The organism is Pseudomonas sp. (assembly GCF_046581935.1).
In the GTDB taxonomy this organism is placed as follows: domain Bacteria; phylum Pseudomonadota; class Gammaproteobacteria; order Pseudomonadales; family Pseudomonadaceae; genus Aquipseudomonas.
In genome coordinates this window covers 1-18,639 of record NZ_JAYGFK010000019.1, presented here as the reverse complement: position 1 = coordinate 18,639, position 18,639 = coordinate 1, and the positions used below count along the sequence as shown (strand labels likewise).

Below are 18,639 nucleotides of genomic sequence, written 5' to 3'. Positions count from 1 at the left end.
CCAAGCCCCAGGCTTATGCATGACCATCAAGTACAAGCATGCTCGTTGACCCGGCAGCCCCCGCACCTAAACTGCATGACCACTAACCGCAGAGGAAAGCCCGATGAAAGCCGTGCTGTGCAAAGCCTTCGGCCCCGCCGAAACCCTGGTACTGGAAGAAATCGCCAGCCCCGAAGCGAAAACCAATGAAGTGCTACTCGAGGTGCATGCGGCGGGGGTCAACTTTCCCGACACGCTGATTATCGAGGGTAAATACCAGTTCAAGCCGCCCTTCCCGTTCTCGCCAGGAGGTGAAGCCGCCGGGGTTGTTAAAGCCGTCGGCGAGAAAGTCAGCCACCTGAAAGTCGGCGACCGGGTCATGGCCCTGACTGGCTGGGGCAGCTTTGCCGAAGAAGTGGCCGTACCCGGCTATAACGTCATGCCGATCCCGCCCAGCATGGATTTCGCCAGCGCGGCCGCTTTCGGTATGACCTACGGCACATCAATGCATGCCCTCAAACAACGCGCCAACCTGCAGCCAGGAGAAACCCTACTGGTGCTAGGCGCATCGGGCGGGGTCGGCCTCGCTGCCGTAGAAATCGGCAAAGCCATGGGCGCGAAAGTGATCGCTGCCGCCAGCAGCGCGGAAAAACTCGAAGTGGCCAAGGCCGCCGGGGCTGACGAGCTGATCAACTACAGCGAAAGCAACCTCAAGGATGAAGTCAAACGCCTGACCGGCGGCCAGGGCGCAGACGTGATCTATGACCCGGTGGGTGGCGACCTGTTTGATGCCGCCATCCGCAGCATCGCCTGGAACGGCCGCCTGCTGGTGGTCGGCTTTGCCAGTGGACGCATCCCAGAGCTACCGGTCAACCTGACCCTGCTCAAGGGCGCAGCCGTGGTCGGCGTATTCTGGGGCTCCTTCGCCCAGCGCCAGCCGCAGGACAACGCAGCCAACTTCCAGCAACTGTTCGCCTGGCACGCCGAGGGCAAACTCAAGCCGCTGGTTTCGCAGACCTTCCCGCTGGCGCAGGCTGGCGAAGCGATCAATACCCTCGGCCAGCGCAAGGCCGTGGGTAAAGTCGTGGTACAGGTCCGCTAAATACGTAGCCGTTATCAGCACACAGCCGCGCACGCGCTTTGCCTGCCTAGTGCGCGGCTCACCTCAGGTATGTCCCAGTAACGTTGCGACGCTTACGCGAGCTTTCGCGTGGGTTAGCCGCATCAGTTGCTGGGTTACGCTGCTCTCCCCTCCTCGCAAAGCCAGCCCAAGCGCTTGTGCCTCCTGATAAAGCAGGCGCAATTAGGTGCAGCCCCTCCTGAGGAGGATGTAGCTGCCACTTGGCATACGCCTCAATTTGTCCTGCCTGAGTAGAAACTACGGCTTCGTTGAATGTCGCCTAATCTGCGCTTATGCGCGGATCAAAAATGCAGCACAACGGAGTGTTGCCAAGTGGCTGTTAAATCAACCTAAGCAGCTCGATATTCACGTTTTCTTGACGCACCAACGCCTAGCATTGCTCGCATCTTAATCGGCAGATTATCCAGTTACACACTGCGGAGTGACGTTACATGGCAGCAGGCAAGTGGCGGTTGGTTTCAGCGTTAACAACCACGGCAATCAGCCCAACGCGTTTAGTTGTGTATGTCGCGCTGGCATTGGTGGTGTTTTATAACGCCGCCACCTGGCAGGCACTGCACCAGCTCGTGCCGCTCACCAGCTTAAAAGCAGCAGCGTTTTATGGGTCTTTTGCGCTGTTTTTGCTGGCGTTTATCAGCTTGCTGCTGACCCTGGTGTCATTCAAATACCTGCTCAAGCCGCTACTCATGTTGTTATTGCTGTGCTCAGCCAGCGCGACCTATTTTATGGGCAGTTACGGTGTTTCGATTGATACCGTGATGGTGCAAAACATCTTCGAAACCAACCCTGACGAGGCCGGTGCGCTACTGAGCATGCGGATGCTTGGTTATTTGCTGGTGCTCGGGGTATTACCGGCAATCCTGGTCTGGTGTACGCCGGTTCGCTACCCGCCGTTTTTCCGCGGTTTGCTGAATAAGCTGCTGATGATCACCGCGTGCCTGGTTACTGTCGCGGTGATGGTCGGTAGCTTTTATTCCACCTATGCGCCGATTTTCCGCGATGAAGACAAGCTGACCCACTACATCAACCCCACAAACTACATTTACGCCGTCAGTAAGTACGCCAAGCAGCGCTTTGGCAGCAAAGAAAGCCTGGTGGTGCAGCAAATAGGCCTCGACAGCAAAGCTGGCGCACAGCTATCAACACGGCCGAAGAAGTCACTGGTGATCTTTGTCGTCGGCGAAACCGCCCGCGCCGACCACTTTGCGCTCAATGGCTATAGCCGCGAGACCAATCCAGAGCTTAAAAAACAGGACATCCTCAACTTTACCGCCGTGCATTCGTGCGGCACCTCTACGGCAGTCTCGGTGCCGTGCATGTTCTCGGTGTTCCCGCGCAAAGATTTCAGCGACAGAAAAGGCAAAACCAACGAAGGCGTTTTGGATGTGCTGCAGCGCGCCGGCGTTAAAGTGTTTTGGCGTGATAACAACAGCGACTGCAAAGGCACGTGCTTACGCATCCCCAATGACGACGTGGCCAAACGTAAAAACAGCCCGTTTTGCAATGATCGACGCTGCCTTGATGAGGTGATGCTGGAAGACTTGCAGAGCTATATTGATTCGCTGGACGGCAACGCGATGATCGTTTTGCATGCCGACGGCAGCCATGGGCCGGAGTATTTTGACCGCTACCCGGATTCGTTCGAGCGTTTCAAGCCGGTGTGCCATACCAACCAGCTAAGCAGCTGTACGACCGAGGAGCTGGTTAACGTCTACGACAATACCATCCTCTATACCGACCATTTTTTAAGCCAGGTGATTGAGTTGCTCAAACGCAATACCGAGCAGCGCGACACGGCGATGATCTATGTCTCCGACCATGGTGAGTCCTTGGGGGAAAACGGCCTGTATCTGCATGCCGCGCCTTATTCAATCGCCCCTGAAGCGCAAACCCATGTGCCGATGGTTATGTGGTTCTCACCGGCCGCTTATAGCCACTGGGACATCGACAAAGGTTGCATGCAGGGCAAGCAGAATGACCCGGAACTCAGCCACGACAATATCTTCCATTCATTGCTGGGCTTGTTCGCGGTGCAAAGCAGCGTTTACCAGCCGGGCTTGGATATGTTCAGCACTTGTCGGCAACCTGGCGTAGGCACTGGCCAATAACAGGCTTATATAACCGCTAGCGACCTTGGTTGTTGCCTGCAGGCCTGCTCGCAACAACCAAGGTTTGCTACACCACGATTAGGCCGCAGCCGCTTTTGCGGCCTTCAACCGCGTGGCGCGTAGGCAAATACGTCAGCGCGCATCTGATGCGCATCCATCCCTGCCTCAACCAACGCATCCAGCGTGGCGTAGACCATCGCCGGGGAGCCGCTGGCATATACATGCAGCGCGTTCAGGTCAGCAAAGTCTTCTCGCACGGCCTCATGCAGCAGGCCACAACGACCCTGCCAGCCACATTGATCACTGACCACTTGATGCAGGAACAGATTGGGCACCTGCTGCCACTGCGGCCAGTGCTCCAAAGCGTAAAAGTCTTCCGGACGGCGCGCGCCCCAGTACAGATGCACCGGATGAGCAAAGCCGCTGGCGCGACAATGTTCGATCAGGCTGTGCATCTGCGCCATGCCGGTGCCGGCGGCAATCAGCACCAACGGCCCATCCGGCAACTCCGCCAGGTGGGTATCGCCAAACGGCAGCTTCACCTTTACCAAGCCTGTGCGGCGCAGCTGGGCGATCAGGGCAACGGTGGCCGCGTCGCGGGCCAGCACATGCAACTCCAACTCACGACCATTGTGCGGAGCAGACGCCAGGGAAAAAGCGGCGTAATCATCGCCATCACGTTGCAGCAACACGTATTGCCCGGCGTGATAACGCACAGCCTTGCCCGCAGGAGCGCTCAGGCGCAGACGAAACACATCGCCGCCCAGCTCATCACAAGCCGAGACCTGGCAAGCCAGCTCAAGCACCGGCAGCTCACCGGGGGCCAGCACGCCATCCCAATGCAACACACAGTCTTCCAGCGGTTCTGCCAGGCAGGTGAACAGCTCGCCCTGGGTCAGTTCGACCCCGCCTTGCTGCACACGGCCCTCCACCAGCAGCGCCGCACAAATATGGCAATTGCCGTTGCGGCAGCTCTGCGGGCAGTCGTAACCCAGGCGTCGTGCGGCATCGAGGATGCGCTCATGAGGCAACACCGCAAGCACGGCACCTGAAGGCTTCAGGGTGACATTCATCAATCAATTCCCAACTCAGACCACATCGCATCAACGCGCTGCTTAACCGCTTCATCCTGAACGATGGCACGGCCCCATTCGCGCGTCGTTTCGCCCGGCCACTTGTGGGTGGCGTCCAGGCCCATCTTCGAGCCCAAACCGGAGATCGGCGAAGCGAAGTCCAGGTAGTCGATTGGCGTGTTTTCGATCATCACCGTGTCGCGCTTGGGGTCCATGCGCGTGGTGATGGCCCAGATCACATCGTTCCAGTCCCGCGCATTGATATCGTCGTCGGTGACAATCACAAACTTGGTGTACATAAACTGGCGCAAAAACGACCAGACACCCAACATCACGCGCTTGGCGTGACCGGGGTACTGCTTCTTCATGGTCACCACCGCCATGCGGTAGGAGCAGCCTTCCGGTGGCAGGTAGAAGTCGGTGATCTCGGGGAACTGCTTCTGCAGGATCGGCACGAACACTTCATTGAGCGCCACACCGAGAATCGCCGGTTCATCCGGCGGTCGGCCGGTGTAGGTACTGTGGTAAATCGGTTTTTGCCGGCGGGTAATGCGCTCGACGGTGAACACCGGGAAGCTGTCGACTTCGTTGTAATAGCCGGTGTGATCACCGTAAGGACCTTCCGGGGCCATCTCACCGGGGTGAATCACCCCTTCGAGGACGATTTCGGCGCTGGCCGGCACCTGCAGGTCACTGCCACGCGCCTTGATTAGCTCGGTGCGATGGCCGCGCAACAGACCGGCAAAGGCATATTCCGAAAGGCTGTCCGGCACGGGCGTTACCGCACCCAGAATGGTCGCCGGATCAGCGCCCAAAGCCACTGCAACGGGGTAAGGACGACCTGGGTATTTTTCGCACCAGTCACGGAAGTCCAACGCGCCGCCACGGTGGCTGAGCCAGCGCATGATCACCTTGTTACGACCAATCACCTGTTGGCGATAAATACCGAGGTTCTGTCGCTCTTTATTCGGGCCTTTGGTAATGGTCAGGCCCCAAGTGATCAACGGGCCGACATCGCCCGGCCAGCAGGTTTGCACGGGCAGCTTGCCGAGGTCGACATCGTCGCCCTCCTCAATCACTTCCTGGCACGGCGCGTCTTTCAGCACCTTGGGTGCCATGCTCAGCACTTTTTTGTAGATCGGCAGCTTATTCCAAGCATCCTTCAGACCTTTCGGCGGCTCGGGCTCTTTCAGGAACGCCAGCAGCTTGCCGATTTCGCGCAGCTCGCTGACCTCTTCTGCGCCCATGCCCAGGGCCACGCGCTTAGGCGTGCCGAACAGATTACCGAGCACTGGCACGTCGAAGCCTGTCGGGTTTTCGAATAGCAGCGCCGGCCCGCCTTTACGCAGGGTGCGGTCGCAAATCTCGGTCATTTCCAGCACAGGAGAAACGGGCGTCTGAATGCGCTTGAGTTCGCCGCGCTGTTCCAGGCCGCGAATAAAATCGCGCAAGTCACGATACTGCATGCAGATGCCTCGTTACGGGCCAAGCAAAGGGACGCAAAGTTTAGCGCCGAACTGGATCTATCAGAAGGCTGAAGCAACCTCCAGATGCACAAAAGCCGGGCTTACCCGGCTTTTGTTGTAGGGCGAAAACGCCTTACTTACGCTTCATCGACTGGAAGAACTCTTCGTTAGTCTTAGTCGCTTTCAGCTTGTCGGTGAGGAACTCGATGGCGGCAATCTCATCCATCGGGTGCAGCAGCTTGCGCAGAATCCACATGCGCTGCAGTTCGTCATCGGCGGTCAACAATTCTTCGCGACGGGTGCCGGCGCGGTTGATGTTGATGGCTGGGAACACACGCTTCTCAGCGATACGACGGTCCAGCGGCAGTTCCATGTTGCCGGTGCCTTTGAACTCTTCGTAGATCACGTCATCCATCTTCGAGCCGGTTTCCACCAGCGCGGTAGCGATGATGGTCAGCGAACCGCCTTCTTCGATGTTACGCGCGGCACCGAAGAAGCGTTTTGGCTTCTCCAGAGCATGAGCGTCAACACCACCCGTAAGCACCTTGCCGGAGCTTGGGATCACGGTGTTGTAGGCGCGCGCCAGACGGGTGATGGAGTCGAGCAGGATGACCACATCCTTCTTGTGCTCAACCAGGCGCTTGGCCTTCTCGATGACCATTTCGGCAACCTGCACGTGGCGGGTTGGTGGTTCATCGAAGGTCGAGGCAACCACTTCGCCGCGCACGGTGCGCTGCATCTCGGTTACTTCTTCCGGGCGCTCATCGATCAGCAGAACGATCAGGTGGCACTCGGGGTTGTTGCGCGCGATGTTCGCTGCGATGTTCTGCAGCATGATGGTCTTACCGGCTTTCGGCGGAGCAACGATCAAGCCACGCTGGCCTTTACCGATCGGGGCGCAGAGGTCGATCACCCGGCCGGTGATGTCCTCGGTGGAGCCGTTACCGGCTTCCATGACCAGACGCTTGGTGGGAAACAGCGGCGTCAGGTTTTCGAACAGAATTTTGTTCTTGGCATTTTCCGGGCGATCGTAGTTGATCGTGTCAACCTTGAGCAGCGCGAAGTAACGCTCGCCTTCTTTCGGCGGGCGGATCTTGCCGACGATGGTATCGCCTGTACGCAAGTTGAAGCGGCGGATCTGGCTCGGCGAGACGTAGATGTCGTCGGGGCCAGCGAGGTACGAGGCATCCGCAGAGCGGAGAAAGCCGAAACCGTCCTGGAGAATCTCCAGCACGCCATCACCGGAGATTTCCTCACCGCTTTTAGCGTGTTTTTTCAACAGGGAGAAAATCACGTCCTGCTTGCGCGAACGGGCCATGTTTTCCAGGCCTTGTTGTTCGGCGAGTTCCAGCAGTTCGGTAATCGGCTTTTGCTTGAGTTCGGTCAGATTCATAGGAATGACGTAATCATGAAGGAGGGGAAATAAGCTATTTAGCTTGGGAGGCCGCGCCGTGAGAAGACGATTTGATCGCCTGCTTGTATATCGAAAGATTCGAAAGGAATGCGTCGGCGACGGCTTGCAGGGGGCGGCATAGGAAATGCAGCGAGGCCGAATGTAACACCGGTTTTATTCATACGTCTAGCGTTCAGGTAGAAAAAACCCCGCTATGTGCGGGGCTATTTCGAGCTTACTGCCGTATCAACGCAACTTAGATGTTGCTGTCGAGGAACGCCGCCAGCTGCGACTTGGACAATGCACCAACCTTGGTCGCTTCAACATTGCCGTTTTTGAACAGCATCAGAGTAGGAATGCCACGTACGCCGTACTTCGGTGGTGTGTCCTGGTTTTCGTCGATGTTCAGCTTGCAGACTTTCAGCTTGCCCTGGTAAGTCTGGGCGATCTCATCGAGTACCGGTGCAATCATTTTGCACGGGCCACACCACTCAGCCCAGTAGTCGACCAGCACCGGACCTTCGGCCTGGATCACGTCCTGATCGAAGCTGGCATCGCTGACATTGGTGATGAATTCGCTCATGGAAGTCTCCGCATGTTCGGAAGCAAAAAGTGGCCGCCATCATAGCTCGGCTTTTCTGTCACAGGAAGGCAGATGCAATTGAGCTTAACTATTAACCTAATCAATAGTTGATGGCAGCACCTTCTCAGCTGCGCAGAGTGACAAAGGCGATGCCCGTACGCAAGGCCGCCGCCTGAATATGCTGCTGCATAGCCTTTTGCGCCGGCCCCGCCGCGTGCCGTCCAAGCGCCGCAAGAATCTTGCGGTGCTCCTGCCAGGTTTCCATCGCGCGCTCCGGACGAATAAACGGCAATCGCTGGCTTTCCAGAAAAATCGCCGCACTGGAAGTGACAATTGCACTCATGGCCTGATTGCCGCTGGCCTGCAGAATGCGTCGGTGAAAGTCGAAATCCAACTGTGAGGCCCGTTCGAAGTCGGCAGCACGCAGTTCCAGGCGCATTTGCTCGACGTTGTCCTGCAATGCATCGAGATCTTCGGCCGTTAGTGTCGCTGCGGCCAAGCCACAGGCGAAACCTTCCAACGCGAAGCGCAACTGAAAGGTATCCGCTGCACTGACCTGTGCGGCAAACGGCCAGGCGAAAGCCCCGCTAGGCGCGGCTGAAGGCTCGCGCACGAACACACCCTTGCCGGGCTGCACGCTGACCCGTCCCAAGGCACTGAGTGTAGAAAGCGCTTCGCGTAATGAGGCCCGGCTAACCCCCAGTTGCTCGGCCAGATCACGTTGCGAGGGCAACACATCACCGGCGCGATAGCCTCCTGCGTCGATCAACTCGCGGATCGCCTGGACGGCATATTCAGGTACAGCTCGTGTGGGCGTGTCATTCATGACTGTTCAGGCCGGTCAGTCCGATAAAGCGCCTTTGTAAGGCCTGATTCCTTTCCAGGCAAGCTTTGCACCCTTGCGGAACACGATATTACGCAGCGCACCAATAAGACGCGACCAACAGCCTGACCGAGCAGACAGGTTTATTAACTGTTCAGACCAGTAAGACCTTGTAATTACAAGCAGACAGCCGGAAGACCACGAAAATCGAGACATTGGCATGGCAGATGCAATACCTCTTTTAGCGCATTTGTCATTTTTATCCGCCCAGGAGCTCGCCATGACCCTTACCTCACGCCACCTACTTGCCGCCTTGTTTGCCAGCGTCGCGCTCAGCAGCGCACCGGCCTTTGCCGATGGCCTGGCAGATATCACTCAACGCGGCGTATTGAAAGTTGCCGTGCCGCAGGACTTCCCACCGTTCGGTTCGGTCGGGCCCGACATGCAACCGCGCGGCCTGGATATTGATGCCGCACAACTGCTGGCCGACAAGCTAGACGTGAAGCTGGAAGTCACGCCGGTCAACAGCACCAACCGCATTCCGTTTTTGACCACCGGCAAGGTTGACCTGGTTATTTCCAGCCTCGGTAAGAATGCTGAACGCGAGGCAGTAATCGACTTCTCTGCACCTTACGCGCCGTTCTACCTGGGTGTATTCGGCCCGGACGATGCCGCCATCACCGCTCTTGATGACCTAGCCGGCAAGAACATCAGCGTCACCCGTGGCTCGATTGAGGACATCGAACTGAGCAAGGTCGCCCCCAAAGGTGCCACCCTCAAGCGCTTCGAAGACAACAACTCAACCATCGCCGCCTACCTGTCGAACCAAGTTGACCTGATCGCCAGCGGCAACGTGGTGATGGTGGCTATCGCCGAGCGCAACCCCAAGCGCGTTCCAGTGATGAAGCTCAAGCTCAAGGATTCGCCGGTCTATGTCGGCGTGAACAAGAACGAAGCCGCCCTGCTGGATAAGGTCAACGCCATTATTGCTGCGGCCAAGGCCGATGGCAGCCTCAGCACCATCAGCGAGAAATGGCTGAAGCAACCGCTGCCGGCAGACCTGTAAGCCCGACCAGCCAGGAGACACGCGACGATGGCGTATCAGTTCGACTTTATCCCGGTACTGCAGAACGCTGACCTGCTTCTGCGCGGCGCCGGCTTTACCCTCGCGCTAACCGCTATTGGCACGCTGCTGGGGGTTGGCCTCGGCATCCTCGGTGCCGTGCTGCGCGCCTGGCGTATCCGCCCGTTCAACACTCTGTTCGGGATTTATGTGGAGCTGATCCGCAATACACCGTTCATCGTCCAGTTGTTCTTTATTTTCTTCGGCCTGCCCGCCATGGGCGTGCGCCTGTCGGAATGGGAAGCAGCAGTGCTGGCCATGGTGATCAACCTGGGGGCCTATTCCACGGAAATCATCCGCGCCGGCATCCAGGCCATTCCCCATGGCCAACTGGAGGCGGCAGCAGCACTGGCGATGAGCCGTGTCGAAAGCTTCCGTTACGTGGTCCTGCGCCCGGCCTTGGCGAAAGTCTGGCCAGCGCTGTCGAGCCAAATCATCATCGTCATGCTCGGTTCGGCGGTGTGCTCACAGATCTCCACCGAGGAGTTGTCGTTCGCCGCCAACTTCATTCAATCGCGTAACTTCCGCGCCTTTGAAACCTATTTAGTCACCACCCTGCTGTACTTGGCCATGGCGATCATCATTCGTCAGTTGCTGGCCTGGTTCGGTCGGCGCTTTATTCAGGGAGCCCGCTGATGGAGTTCACCCTCTGGGACATCCTGCGCAACCTACTGGTTGGCCTGCAATGGACACTTCTCCTGTCGCTGGTAGCCTTTATTTGCGGCGGCATTGCCGGTTTATTGGTGCTGCTCGCGCGCATTGCACCATTGGCCACGCCACGTATTCTGGCGCGCGGTTATATCGAGCTATTCCAGGGCACACCGCTGCTGATGCAGCTGTTTATGGTGTTTTTCGGCGTGGCCCTGCTGGGCATTGATGTCTCGCCCTGGCTGGCGGCGGCCGTGGCCCTAACCCTGTTCACCAGCGCCTTTCTCGCCGAGATCTGGCGCGGATGCGTCGAGTCGATTAGCTACGGCCAGTGGGAAGCGGCCGAGAGCCTGGCCATGAGCCGCCTGGAAGTGCTGCGCCACGTGGTATTGCCACAGGCCGCGCGTATCGCCGTAGCCCCCACGGTTGGGTTCTCGGTGCAAGTGGTCAAGGGCACGGCCGTGACCTCAATCATCGGCTTTACCGAACTCACCAAAACCGGCGGCATGCTGGCCAACGCCACCTTCGAGCCCTTCATGGTCTATGGCTTCGTCGCCCTCGGCTATTTCCTGCTCTGCTACCCGCTCTCATTCGCTGCACACCGCCTGGAAAGGAGGCTGAATGTCACTGCTTAACGTCACCGCCCTGCACAAGTACTACGGCGACAACCATGTACTCAAGGGCATCGACCTGAAGGTCGAGGAAGGCCAGGTGGTCGCCATTATCGGGCGCAGCGGCTCGGGCAAAAGCACTCTGCTGCGGACGCTCAATGGCCTGGAGTCGATCAACGACGGGGTCATCGAAGTAGACGGCGAATACATTGATGCCGCTCGCGCAGATTTGCGCAGCCTGCGGCAGAAGGTCGGCATGGTGTTTCAGCAGTTCAACCTGTTCCCGCACCTGACGGTGGGCGAGAACATCATGCTCGCGCCCCAGGTGGTGAAAAAGGTCTCACGCGCAGAAGCAGAACAACTGGCGCGACAGATGCTTGAGCGGGTCGGCCTTAGTGAAAAATTCGACGCCTACCCGGAGCGGCTGTCCGGCGGCCAGCAACAACGCGTAGCCATTGCCCGCGCCCTGGCCATGTCGCCCAAAGTGCTGCTGTGCGACGAAATCACCTCAGCGCTCGACCCGGAACTGGTCAACGAGGTGCTGGCCGTGGTCAAGCAGCTCGCCAGCGAGGGCATGACCCTGATCATGGTCACCCATGAGATGCGCTTCGCCCGCGAGGTGGGCGATAAATTGGTGTTTATGCACCAGGGAAAAGTACATGAAATCGGCGACCCTAAGCAGCTCTTCGCCGACCCGCAGACTGCTGAACTGCGCCAGTTTATCGGCTCGATCAACCTTTAACCCAAACTTCTCTGCGGTAAACAGCCCGCCTCGGCCAATCGTCGCGCCGTAGAACGAACGCGACGAACGGACGATCTAGGCAGTTATCCGCTGCCTGCAGCAAAAAAACTCAAACACAAACGGCGAGACACGCATCAGAGGAACTGCAGCGCCCGACATGCGTGGTTATCGGCGGTGCAGCAGCCTGACATAAAGCCCGGCTGACAGCGCTCTCCAGAGCCTTGGCAGGGCTCGATCTAAAGACATCCACAAAGCCTGCGACATCAGTATGCGTTGGCGGGGCCGGGCTATCGTGGCACGATGACGCGGTTCCGCATTGAGATGGTTCTACCATGCCGCATACCCCTGCCGAGTCTTTCCCTTTGATTGCAGCTATCGACCTGGGCTCCAATAGTTTCCACATGGTGCTGGCCAAAGCCGATCACGGCGAAATCCGCATCCTCGAACGCCTGGGCGACAAGGTCCAGCTGGCTGCTGGCATTGATGAGCAACGCCTGCTCAGCGAAGACGCCATGCAGCGTGGACTGGACTGCCTACGTCGCTTTGCCCAGCTGACCGCGACCCTGCCGGAAGGCGCGGTGCGCGTGGTGGGCACTAACGCCCTGCGCGAAGCGCGCAACCGCAGCGAATTTATCCGCCGCGCCGAAGAGATCCTGGGTCACCCGGTTGAAGTCATTTCCGGCCGTGAAGAAGCCCGCCTGATTTATCTCGGGGTATCCCACAGCATTTCCGATACCCCCGGTAAACGCCTGGTCGCCGATATTGGTGGCGGCAGCACCGAGTTCATTATCGGCCAGCGTTTCGAGCCCCTGCTACGCGAAAGCTTGCAGATGGGCTGCGTGAGCTTTACCCAGCGTTTCTTCAAGGACGGCAAAATCACCCCGGCGCGCTACGCCCAAGCGTACACCGCAGCCAGGCTGGAGATTATGGGCATTGAGCACGCCCTGCGCCGCCTGGGCTGGGAAGATGCAGTCGGCGCATCCGGCACCATCAAAGCCATTGGCCTGACCATTCAGGCAGCCGGGCTGGGTTCCGGCGAGGTCAACGCCGCAGGTCTGGCGTGGCTGAAGCGCAAAGTATTCAAGATCGGCGAAGCGGAAAAACTCGACCTAGACGGCATCAAGCCCGACCGCCGGAGCATCTTCCCCGCAGGCCTGGCGATTCTTGAAGCCATCTTCGATGCCTGCGATATCCAGCGCATGAGCCACTCTGAAGGCGCGCTGCGCGAAGGCGTGCTGTATGACCTGCTAGGCCGCCATCAACATGAAGACGTGCGTGAGCGCACCCTCAGCTCGCTGATGGAGCGCTATCACGTCGATTTGGAGCAAGCCGCGCGGGTCGAAAGCAAAGCGCTCTCAGCACTGGAAAAGGTCGCCGCAGATTGGCAACTGCAAGACGAATGGCACCGCGAACTGCTCAGCTGGGCCGCCAAGGTGCATGAAGTCGGCCTGGATATCGCCCACTACCAGTACCACAAGCACGGCGCCTATCTGGTCGAGCACTCAGACCTGTCTGGCTTCTCGCGCCAAGACCAGCAAATGCTTGCCCTCTTGATCCGCGGGCATCGGCGCAACATCCCCAAAGACAAGTTTGCCGATTTTGGCGGCGAAGGCACCAAGCTGATCCGTCTGTGCGTGCTGCTGCGTTTTGCCATCCTGTTCCACCACATTCGTGGCAGCCAGGAAATGCCCAACGTTCACCTACAGGCGCGCGAGCAGAGTCTGGAAATTCAGTTCCCCGCCGGCTGGCTGGAGAAAAACCCACTGACTCAGGCGGACTTCACCCAAGAAGCCGAGTGGCTGAAACGTATCGGCATCGAACTGATCGTTCGCTGAGAGCCTGCCGCGATGGGCTATGCGGCAGGCCATGCTGCTTAGCCGCTTAGCTCGCCCTAACGCGCCATAAACGAAACAAATGCTGAGGCGGCGCCCGCAAGGCGCAGCCTCTGCAAGGTTTAACGTGCGCTGATCAGTGGTGCGGTCAACTTCTCTAGCAAGCCGGCCTGCGCGCTACGCGGATTCTGGTTGCCGCTCGGGCTCGTGTGCAGGTAGCGGCCATCCGATTGCAGCACCCAAGCCTGGGTGTTGTCGGTCAGGTAGCTTTCCAGCTCCTTCTTGACCCGCAGGATCAACTTCTTGCCTTCCACCGGGAAGCACGTCTCAACCCGTTTATCGAGGTTGCGCTCCATCCAGTCAGCGCTCGACAGGTAGATCTTCTCCTCGCCGCCATTGGAGAAATAGAACACCCGCGTGTGCTCCAAGAAGCGACCGATGATCGAACGCACTTGGATATTGTGCGACACCCCGGCAATACCCGGACGCAGGCAACACATACCGCGTACCACCAGGTCGATTTTCACCCCGGTCTGGCTGGCCTTGTACAGCGCGCGGATGATCTTCGGATCGGTCAGCGAGTTGAACTTGGCCATGATATGCGCCGACTTGCCCTCGGCCGCCAAGGCAGTTTCGCGGGCGATCATGTCGAGGAGGGTCTTTTTCAGGGTGAACGGCGCATGCAGCAGCTTCTTCATGCGCAGGGTCTTACCCATGCCGATCAGCTGGCTGAACAGCTTGGAAACGTCTTCACACAGCGCCACGTCGGCGGTAAGCAGGCTGTAATCGGTGTACAGCTTGGCGTTGCCGGCGTGGTAGTTACCCGTACCCAGGTGCGCATAACGAACGATGTCACCACTCTCACGACGCAAAATCAGCATCATCTTGGCGTGGGTTTTGAAACCGACCACGCCGTAAATCACTACTGCGCCGGCAGCCTGCAGGCGGCTAGCCAGGGCCAGGTTGGACTCCTCGTCGAAACGCGCACGCAATTCGATCACCGCAGTGACCTCTTTGCCGTTACGTGCGGCGTCTACCAGCGCATCGACAATTTCCGAGTTGGCCCCGGAGCGGTACAGGGTCTGCTTAATCGCCAGCACGTGTGGATCTTTCGCCGCCTGACGCAGCAGATCGACCACAGGCGTGAACGACTCAAACGGGTGCAGCAAGAGGATGTCTTGCTTGCTGACCACACTGAAAATGTTCTCGGCGTTCTGCAGCAACTTGGGGATCACCGGGGTGAACGGCGTGTATTGCAGTTCCGGATGGCTTTCCAGACCCGTAATACTGAACAGCCGGGTCAAGTTGACTGGACCGTTGACGCGATATAGCTCGGCCTCGGTCAGGCTGAACTGCTTAAGCAAGTAATCCAGCAGCGGTCGTGGGCAGGTATCGACCACTTCCAGACGCACCGCATCGCCGTAGCGACGGCTGAACAGCTCGCCACGCAGGGCGCGGGCCAGGTCTTCGACGTCCTCGGTGTCCACCGACAGGTCGGCGTTACGCGTTAGGCGGAACTGGTAGCAGCCCTTGACCTTCATGCCTTGGAACAGGTCATCGGCATGCGCGTGGATCATCGACGAGAGGAACACGAAGTTGTCACCCGGCCCACCAACATCCTCTGGCACTTTGATAATGCGCGGCAGCAAACGCGGTGCGGGGATAATCGCCAAACCGGAGTCGCGACCAAACGCGTCAATACCTTCCAACTCGACGATAAAGTTCAGACTCTTGTTCACCAGCAGCGGGAACGGATGCGTCGGATCGAGGCCGATCGGCGTGATGATCGGCGCGATCTCGTCGCGGAAATAACGCCGCACCCATGCCTTGTGCTTGGTGGTCCAGAAACGCCGACGGATAAAGTTGACGTTGTGCTTGGCCAGCGCCGGGAATAGGTTGTCGTTAAGAATCGCGTACTGGCGATCCACCTGTTCGTGCACCAATTCGGCAATCCGCGCCAGCGCTTGATGCGGTTGCAAGCCATCGGCACCGGCCTGCTCGCGGGCGAAGTTGATTTGCTTCTTCAGGCCAGCAACGCGAATTTCGAAGAACTCATCGAGGTTGCTGGAGAAAATCAGCAGGAATTTCAACCGTTCCAGCAGCGGATAGGACTCATCCAGCGCCTGCTCTAGCACGCGAATATTGAATTGCAACTGCGACAGTTCGCGGTGGATATACAGGCTGCTGTCATCCAGGTTATGGATCACTACAGGCGCCGGAGCGACCGGCGCAGGAGCTTCGGTGACAGGGGGTTCCACGGCTACAACCTCGTCGACGACCGGCTGGGCGTCTGGCAATTCTGGGTTACTGAGTCCTTCGGTGTTCATTGCATAGTCCCGGAGGGGCTATTGCCCCTGCTTTATTAGTTCTGCCGCACGCACGGCAAAGTAAGTCAGGATGCCATCGGCACCCGCACGTTTGAAGGCAGTTAGCGACTCGAGAATCACTGCCTCACTCAACCAACCATTCTGTATAGCCGCCATATGCATGGCGTACTCGCCGCTGACCTGATAGACAAAGGTCGGCACTTTGAATTCCGCTTTGACCCGGCAAAGGATGTCCAGATAGGGCATGCCCGGCTTGACCATCACCATGTCCGCGCCTTCAGCCAGGTCAGCGGCCACTTCGTGCAACGCCTCATCGCTATTGGCCGGGTCCATCTGGTAGCTGGCCTTATTTGCCTTGCCCAGATTAGCTGCCGAACCCACCGCATCGCGGAATGGGCCGTAGTAGGCGCTGGCGTACTTGGCCGAGTAGGCCATGATGCGCACATTGCTGTGATCGGCCAGTTCCAGCGCCTCGCGAATCGCCTGTATGCGACCATCCATCATGTCCGACGGTGCAACCACCTGGGCACCGGCGTCAGCATGTGACAGCGCCTGTTTGACCAGCGCATCAACGGTGATGTCGTTCTGCACATAACCATCGGCGTCGAGGATGCCGTCCTGGCCATGGGTGGTGAACGGGTCCAGCGCCACATCGCTGATCACGCCCAGCTCGGGGAATTTCGCACGCAAGGCACGAATCGCCCGCTGGGCAATGCCATCAGGGTTCCAGGCTTCTTCGCCGAGCAGGGATTTCTTCTCCAGCGGCGTCACCGGGAACAGCGCCAATGCTGGAATACCCAAGGCCACCCAGTGCTCGGCTTCCTTGAGCAGCAGGTCGATGGACAAACGCTCAACACCCGGCATCGAGGTAATCGCTTCGCGGCGATTTTCGCCATCAAGGACGAACACCGGCAGAATCAGGTCATCCACACTCAGGCGGTTTTCCCGCACCAAACGGCGGGAAAAATCATCACGACGGTTACGACGCAGGCGAGTGGCGGGGAACAAGCGATTGGCTGGGGTAAAACTCACGGCGGACTCCGAAGCCCGTAATCACGGGCGAGTGTGACAGTTATAAGCGGACATTATGACCAATGTATGACAGCGCACGACAGCGCTGCGACCGCGTGCCGCAAGCACATCCAACATAGCGCCGTGACTATTACGGGAATATGTTGGAAACACTAGGGAGAAAACACGTTCTAGCACCTGAAAAGCGGGCGGCAGCATGCAGCTGACCAGCGCGGTAAATCTGAGGAGCAAAACCAAGCCGGCGTATAGGTTGGCGACAGCAACATCCTATCGGCAGATGCACCACCCGATGTTTAGCACAACAGGGCCACCACACAACAGCGCCTGAGCAGATTATTGAATAAGCAGCGGATTATGCTCACGCGGCGTGCACAACAGCCCTGCCAAGCTGAGCACGCTGTAGCTCAGCAGCAATCCCCAAAGCAGCGGCTGAGGCACCAGCCAGCCCAATTGCACGGCTAGCCAGGCAAATGGCAGGTTCAGCAGCACACGCAGTAGTTCCATACGCTTGGCGCTTGGCCGGTTCTCCAGCAACACACCGATCACATACAAACCAAAGGCCATCCAGGCCACGCCCAACAGCATCTGCGCCAGACTCAACTCAGCGCCCATACCCAGCAGCAGAGTCCCGCCCACAACGTAAAGGCTGAACTGCGCACCGGCATAGACTTTCTGCAGCAGGCTCAACGGCACGTCGAATTTGACGAAGTGGCTGAGGTCCGGCTTGCTCTGCGGGTATTTCGCCACCACATCGGCGGGCCGCCAGCCCGTGCGCATAAACCAGATGCGCAGCTTGTCCCACCAGGACTCAGCGCGCACCGCGTCACGCCAGAGCGCTACATAAAACTGTGCATTAGCCCACAGCGGGTTCCAGCTAGCCAGCGGCGTAGTTACGCCGAAAATCACCGGCTCCTCATCTAATTCTTCTTGATAGCTGGCAAAAAAGCGGTCCCACAGAATGAACACGCCGCCGTAATTGCGATCCATATAAACAGCATTCTGCGCATGGTGTACCCGGTGATTAGACGGCGTAATAAACAACCACTCGAACCAACCCAGCTTAGGGATATGTCGGGTATGCACCCAGAACTGGTAAAGCAAATTAAGCGCAGCGACCGTGAGGAACACCAGCGGCGGCACGCCAGCCACAGCCATCGGCAGGTAGAAGATCCAGCCGAAAACAAATCCGGTACTGGTCTGGCGCAGCGCAGTGGACAGGTTGTAGTCCTCACTCTGATGGTGCACCGAATGCGCCGCCCAAAGCACATTGCGCTCGTGGCCCAAGCGGTGATTCCAGTAATAACAAAAGTCGTAAAAGACAAAGGCAAACAGCCAAACCCACAGGCTGCTGGCCGACAGTTCAAACAGCGCCCACTGCTGCCAGGCCAGGGTATAGGTGAGCAGGCCGACGGCCTTGGTCAGCAGGCCCACGGTGGTCGACAACACACCAGCACTGAGACTGTTGATCGCATCAGCGAAACGGTAGGTACTAAACCCACGCCAATGATCTAGCAATAGCTCTAGGGCGATCAGCGCGAAGAAAAACGGTACGGCGTAGAGGATGTAATTCATGGTCTCACCCGTTACATAAGCCGTATCGTTGCATGAGGCTAACGGCTAGGGTCTGTTCCCGTTTCGTTCGCGGCCGCGCCGGAGCCAGTTTTAGCGCGAGGCAAGGCACGAGATGCGAAGTTTAGTGAGCTAAATGAGCCATCGAGAAACGCAGCATCGCGCTAAAACGGGCCCGGCCCTTCGGGT

At 58.3% G+C, this 18,639-nt stretch carries 15 protein-coding genes; 7 read left to right on the top strand and 8 right to left on the bottom strand.

Going from position 1 to position 18,639, the window contains the following annotated elements; all coding sequences use genetic code 11:
* Positions 1-103 precede the first annotated feature (103 nt).
* Both VCA57_RS16930 and VCA57_RS16925 read left to right on the top strand, forming a co-directional pair.
* Positions 104-1,081: an NADPH:quinone oxidoreductase family protein gene (locus VCA57_RS16930; RefSeq protein ID WP_411186248.1), complete on the top strand. Its 978-nt coding sequence runs from the start codon at positions 104-106 to the stop codon at positions 1,079-1,081.
* Positions 1,082-1,551: 470 nt separating this feature from the next.
* A complete protein-coding gene (locus VCA57_RS16925; RefSeq protein ID WP_411186247.1) occupies positions 1,552-3,228 on the top strand; it encodes a phosphoethanolamine transferase in 1,677 nt (558 codons plus the stop codon).
* A gap of 104 nt (positions 3,229-3,332) precedes the next feature.
* On the opposite strand, the gene VCA57_RS16920 is transcribed toward VCA57_RS16925, so the two are convergent.
* From VCA57_RS16920 to VCA57_RS16900, 5 genes are all read right to left on the bottom strand, one after another.
* Positions 3,333-4,301, bottom strand: a complete 969-nt coding sequence (locus tag VCA57_RS16920; RefSeq protein ID WP_411186246.1) for a CDP-6-deoxy-delta-3,4-glucoseen reductase — start codon at positions 4,299-4,301, stop codon at positions 3,333-3,335.
* Positions 4,301-5,767: a 4-hydroxy-3-polyprenylbenzoate decarboxylase gene (gene ubiD / locus VCA57_RS16915; protein WP_411186245.1), complete on the bottom strand. Its 1,467-nt coding sequence runs from the start codon at positions 5,765-5,767 to the stop codon at positions 4,301-4,303. Before ubiD ends, VCA57_RS16920 begins: the two co-directional genes overlap by 1 nt.
* Before the next feature lie 133 nt (positions 5,768-5,900).
* Entirely contained in the window at positions 5,901-7,160 is a 1,260-nt protein-coding gene (gene rho, locus VCA57_RS16910) for a transcription termination factor Rho (protein ID WP_411186244.1), read from the bottom strand.
* A gap of 256 nt (positions 7,161-7,416) precedes the next feature.
* Positions 7,417-7,743 (bottom strand): thioredoxin TrxA, encoded by a 327-nt coding sequence (trxA, locus tag VCA57_RS16905; protein ID WP_079203790.1) that lies wholly within the window; start codon positions 7,741-7,743, stop codon positions 7,417-7,419.
* A 124-nt stretch (positions 7,744-7,867) separates the two neighbouring features.
* A complete protein-coding gene (locus tag VCA57_RS16900; protein WP_411186243.1) occupies positions 7,868-8,569 on the bottom strand; it encodes a FadR/GntR family transcriptional regulator in 702 nt (233 codons plus the stop codon).
* 277 nt (positions 8,570-8,846) lie between these two features.
* On the opposite strand from VCA57_RS16900, the gene VCA57_RS16895 reads away from it, so the two are divergent.
* From VCA57_RS16895 to ppx, 5 genes are all read left to right on the top strand, one after another.
* Positions 8,847-9,632, top strand: a complete 786-nt coding sequence (locus VCA57_RS16895) for a transporter substrate-binding domain-containing protein (RefSeq protein WP_411186242.1) — start codon at positions 8,847-8,849, stop codon at positions 9,630-9,632.
* Between the two features lie 27 nt (positions 9,633-9,659).
* The gene (locus VCA57_RS16890) at positions 9,660-10,325 is read left to right on the top strand and encodes an amino acid ABC transporter permease (protein ID WP_411186241.1); all 666 of its coding nucleotides are present in this window, start codon (positions 9,660-9,662) and stop codon (positions 10,323-10,325) included.
* Positions 10,322-10,972: an amino acid ABC transporter permease gene (locus VCA57_RS16885; protein ID WP_411186475.1), complete on the top strand. Its 651-nt coding sequence runs from the start codon at positions 10,322-10,324 to the stop codon at positions 10,970-10,972. The genes VCA57_RS16890 and VCA57_RS16885 overlap by 4 nt, the downstream gene beginning before the upstream one ends.
* Positions 10,959-11,690 carry an amino acid ABC transporter ATP-binding protein gene (locus tag VCA57_RS16880; protein WP_411186240.1) on the top strand — a complete coding sequence of 244 codons (732 nt, stop codon included), beginning with the start codon at positions 10,959-10,961 and terminating at the stop codon, positions 11,688-11,690. The genes VCA57_RS16885 and VCA57_RS16880 overlap by 14 nt, the downstream gene beginning before the upstream one ends.
* 332 nt (positions 11,691-12,022) lie before the next feature.
* Entirely contained in the window at positions 12,023-13,525 is a 1,503-nt protein-coding gene (gene ppx / locus VCA57_RS16875; protein WP_411186239.1) for an exopolyphosphatase, read from the top strand.
* 119 nt (positions 13,526-13,644) lie between these two features.
* On the opposite strand, the gene ppk1 is transcribed toward ppx, so the two are convergent.
* The 3 genes from ppk1 to VCA57_RS16860 all read right to left on the bottom strand — a co-directional run bounded on the left by ppk1 (position 13,645) and on the right by VCA57_RS16860 (position 18,453).
* Positions 13,645-15,849, bottom strand: a complete 2,205-nt coding sequence (gene ppk1 / locus VCA57_RS16870; RefSeq protein ID WP_411186238.1) for a polyphosphate kinase 1 — start codon at positions 15,847-15,849, stop codon at positions 13,645-13,647.
* An 18-nt stretch (positions 15,850-15,867) separates the two neighbouring features.
* Positions 15,868-16,881 (bottom strand): porphobilinogen synthase, encoded by a 1,014-nt coding sequence (gene hemB, locus VCA57_RS16865; protein ID WP_411186237.1) that lies wholly within the window; start codon positions 16,879-16,881, stop codon positions 15,868-15,870.
* A gap of 333 nt (positions 16,882-17,214) precedes the next feature.
* On the bottom strand, positions 17,215-18,453 hold the full coding sequence (locus tag VCA57_RS16860; protein WP_411186236.1) for a sterol desaturase family protein: 1,239 nt from the start codon (positions 18,451-18,453) through the stop codon (positions 17,215-17,217).
* Positions 18,454-18,639 lie beyond the last annotated feature (186 nt).